The 2,664-nt window shown below is 70.3% G+C and carries 3 protein-coding genes and 1 pseudogene; 1 reads left to right on the top strand and 3 read right to left on the bottom strand.

Features of this window, described 5'->3' with window-relative positions; all coding sequences use genetic code 11:
• Positions 1 to 330 precede the first annotated feature (330 nt).
• Both ABD067_RS24465 and ABD067_RS24460 read right to left on the bottom strand, forming a co-directional pair.
• Complete coding sequence (locus ABD067_RS24465; protein WP_343898039.1) at positions 331 to 708, bottom strand: hypothetical protein; 378 nt, start codon at positions 706 to 708, stop codon at positions 331 to 333.
• Positions 708 to 1,505 (bottom strand): HesA/MoeB/ThiF family protein, encoded by a 798-nt coding sequence (locus ABD067_RS24460; RefSeq protein ID WP_343898038.1) that lies wholly within the window; start codon positions 1,503 to 1,505, stop codon positions 708 to 710. Before ABD067_RS24460 ends, ABD067_RS24465 begins: the two co-directional genes overlap by 1 nt.
• Positions 1,506 to 1,718: 213 nt before the next feature.
• Between ABD067_RS24460 and ABD067_RS24455 the strand changes: the two genes are divergently transcribed.
• Positions 1,719 to 2,225 (top strand): hypothetical protein, encoded by a 507-nt coding sequence (locus ABD067_RS24455; RefSeq protein WP_343898037.1) that lies wholly within the window; start codon positions 1,719 to 1,721, stop codon positions 2,223 to 2,225.
• A gap of 171 nt (positions 2,226 to 2,396) precedes the next feature.
• On the opposite strand, the pseudogene ABD067_RS24450 reads toward ABD067_RS24455, so the two are convergent.
• A pseudogene (locus tag ABD067_RS24450) lies at positions 2,397 to 2,573 on the bottom strand (dUTP diphosphatase); the annotation flags it as partial.
• Positions 2,574 to 2,664 lie beyond the last annotated feature (91 nt).

Below are 2,664 nucleotides of genomic sequence, written 5' to 3'. Positions count from 1 at the left end.
GGTGCGGCGGGCGCCGAGGGCGCCGTCGCGGCGCGCGGCGAGGTCGGCGGTTTCGCGGCGGGCGGCCGAGCCGGGCTCGCCGTGCCGGACGGGCGGTTTTGGTTGGCCGCCGCGCCGGCTTGCGCGGGCTTGGGCGATTGAGGCGCCGCCGCCGGGGCGGCGGATGGACGCGGCGGGGCGGCGTTCTGCCCGCCGAGGCTCGACTGCGCCGCAACCGGCGGGGCGAGCAGGATCAGGAGCAGGAACGGCGCGAGCGGGAGGGGATTGATCACGAGAATGGGATGCCAAGGGGGAGGGCGTCGGGTCAAGCGAAACACGGCCGGCGCCGATTCACAGGGACAGCATCTGCCCGCCGCCCACCGCGGCCAGGAAGGTGGCGACGCCGGCCACCTCCACCCCGGGCGCGAGCGGCCAGCCGGCGAGGTCCTCGGCCTTGAGTCCGGCGTCGCAGGCTATGCGGCGCAGGCCGAGTTCGGACGCCGCCGCCAGCAGCGTACCGATGCCGGCTACGCCGCGCGTTTCCAGCGCCGCTTCGCGCGGGTCGGCGAGCAGGGGGCAGGGCTCGAGGAACAGGCGGCAGCCGGCGTTGGTGGCGAAGAGCACGGTGTCGCGCCCGAGCGCCGCGGCGCCGGTGGCGAGCACCAGGGCGTAATGGGCGCGTTCGTGTTCGCCGGAGAGGAGCAGGACGCCGAGGGCGGGGCGGGCCATCAAGCGTGGCCCCGTAGGTCGCGAATGGTCGCCGCCTCGCCGCACAGGGCGCAGCCCGGGTCTCGGTGGAGGCGCACGGTGCGGAAGCGCGCGTCCAGCGCGTCCCACAGCAGCAGGCGCCCGGACATGCCCTCGCCTATGCCGAGCACCTCCTTCAACACCTCGGTGGCCTGTAGCGTGCCCATGACGCCCGTGACGGCGCCGAGCACGCCGGCCTCCGAACAGGACGGCACGAGGCCGGGCGGCGGTGGCTCCGGGTGCAGGCAGCGGTGGCAGGGGTGCGGCGGGCCGAGATGCGCCTTGTAGGTGCTGAGCTGCCCTTCGAAGCGCAGCACCGCCGCCGAGACGAGGGGGCGGCCGAACAGGTGGCAGGCGTCGCCAAGCAGAAAGCGCGTCCCGAAATTGTCGGTGCCGTCGCAGACGATGTCGTAGCGCGGGATCAGGTCGCGCGCTGCGGCGGCGTCCATGCGGAGCGCGTGGGTTTCGGCACTGACCTCCGGGTTGAGCCCCGCGAGGGTCTCGGCCGCGCTCTCCGCCTTGTTGCGGCCGATTCGCGCGGTGCTGTGGACCACCTGCCGCTGGAGGTTGGACAGCTCCAGCTGGTCGTGGTCCACGAGGCCGATCGTGCCGACGCCGGCCGCGGCGAGGTAGAGCGCGAGCGGCGCCCCGAGCCCGCCGGCGCCCACCACTAGCACCCGCGCGGCGCGCAACCGCGCCTGGCCCTCCGCTCCCACCTCGGCGAGGAGGATGTGGCGCGAGTAGCGGTGCAACTCGGCGTCGGTGAAATCAAGGTCCATTCCGGGGATATGGGGCGAGGACGCGCGCGAGAGAACGTCGCAGAAGAACGTTGCGATATCGCTCCATATCGACGGCTAGCAGAACGACCTTGGAACGGTGGCCCAGCTAGGCGGGAAAACAGCGCGCGCTTGGCTCGCGTCGGACGACGCCGAACCAGGGCTGCTTCTGCGCTGGAGGCGGGGTCGCTGTCGAAGGACGCCGGAGGAGGCATTGTGGACGTCCTGCCCTCCGGCATCATCATCCAAATTACCGACGGAACGCGCTTGGTTCGCATGGGAGAACTCGACCGCTGGGTGGTGCAGGATGTCCCCATCGCCTTGCTGCGGCGAATCGAGAGCAGCCTTCTGGTCGTGCCCGCTGCGCATCTTGCGAGGTTGCGTGACCAAGGATTCGACGTCAGCGGCCTCATCCGGCAGCAAGCGCGGCTGGCATACGCCGTGATTGAAGCTGTCGACACCGACCGTGAGGCGGTTTTCGAGGGTGTCGAAGCCGTCGGTCACATGCTGGGCACTCCAGCGCAGCACTGCGCAGCGCAGAAACTCCTTGAAGCTGTCATGGCTTTGCCCTTCGTCAAAGCCTCGGGTGGCGCGCATCCGACTGGCGTATCATGCCAGCAGCAAAGGCGATCTTGCCCGCACCAGGGCGCTCACCGACGCTGCGTTGCCGAGCAGCCCGGCCTCCACCGACTTGATCGAGGGCGAATGCGGCATCCTTTTTGAACATACGTGCGGCCTGCTTGGCGAGCTTCGCCTCGGACTGTCGAGACATCATTGAAGCGCGGGAGCGGCGAGTGCGGCCTTCGCCGTCCCGGGCGCAACCAAATATGTGGACAGCACGTGCTCTCTCCTTCGAAGGCGTGCGGAAGCCCTGCGTTGTGGCTGGTAGCGGCGCTACCCCGTCCCCGTGCTCCCGAACCCTCCCACGCCGCGCGCGCCTTCCGGCAGCCCTTCGACTTTGCGCCATGCCGCGCGGGTCACCGGCGCGAGCACGGCTTGGACGATCCTCATGCCGCGCTCCACGATGAAGGGCCCGGCGCCGGCGTTCAGGACGATGACCTGGAGCCCGCCGACGTTGCATGACTATGAAAACGGCTTTGATAGCGAGTTGCTCTGTTGAAACCCTGGCCTGCCCTGGGGCGCTTGGGTCGGCTTTCGGCAC

The sequence above is a fragment of the Craurococcus roseus genome (assembly GCF_039523795.1).
GTDB classification, from domain to species: Bacteria; Pseudomonadota; Alphaproteobacteria; order Acetobacterales; family Acetobacteraceae; genus Craurococcus; species Craurococcus roseus.
Note: the sequence above shows the minus strand (reverse complement) of the source record. Positions and strands in the feature narration are given on the sequence as shown.

What these genes read in the sequence shown, in the direction of transcription:
- ABD067_RS24465 (WP_343898039.1), bottom strand. Translation starts at nt 708, where the DNA reads ATGGCCCGCCCCGCCCTCGGCGTCCTGCTCCTCTCCGGCGAACACGAA.
- ABD067_RS24460 (WP_343898038.1), bottom strand. Translation starts at nt 1,505, where the DNA reads ATGGACCTTGATTTCACCGACGCCGAGTTGCACCGCTACTCGCGCCAC.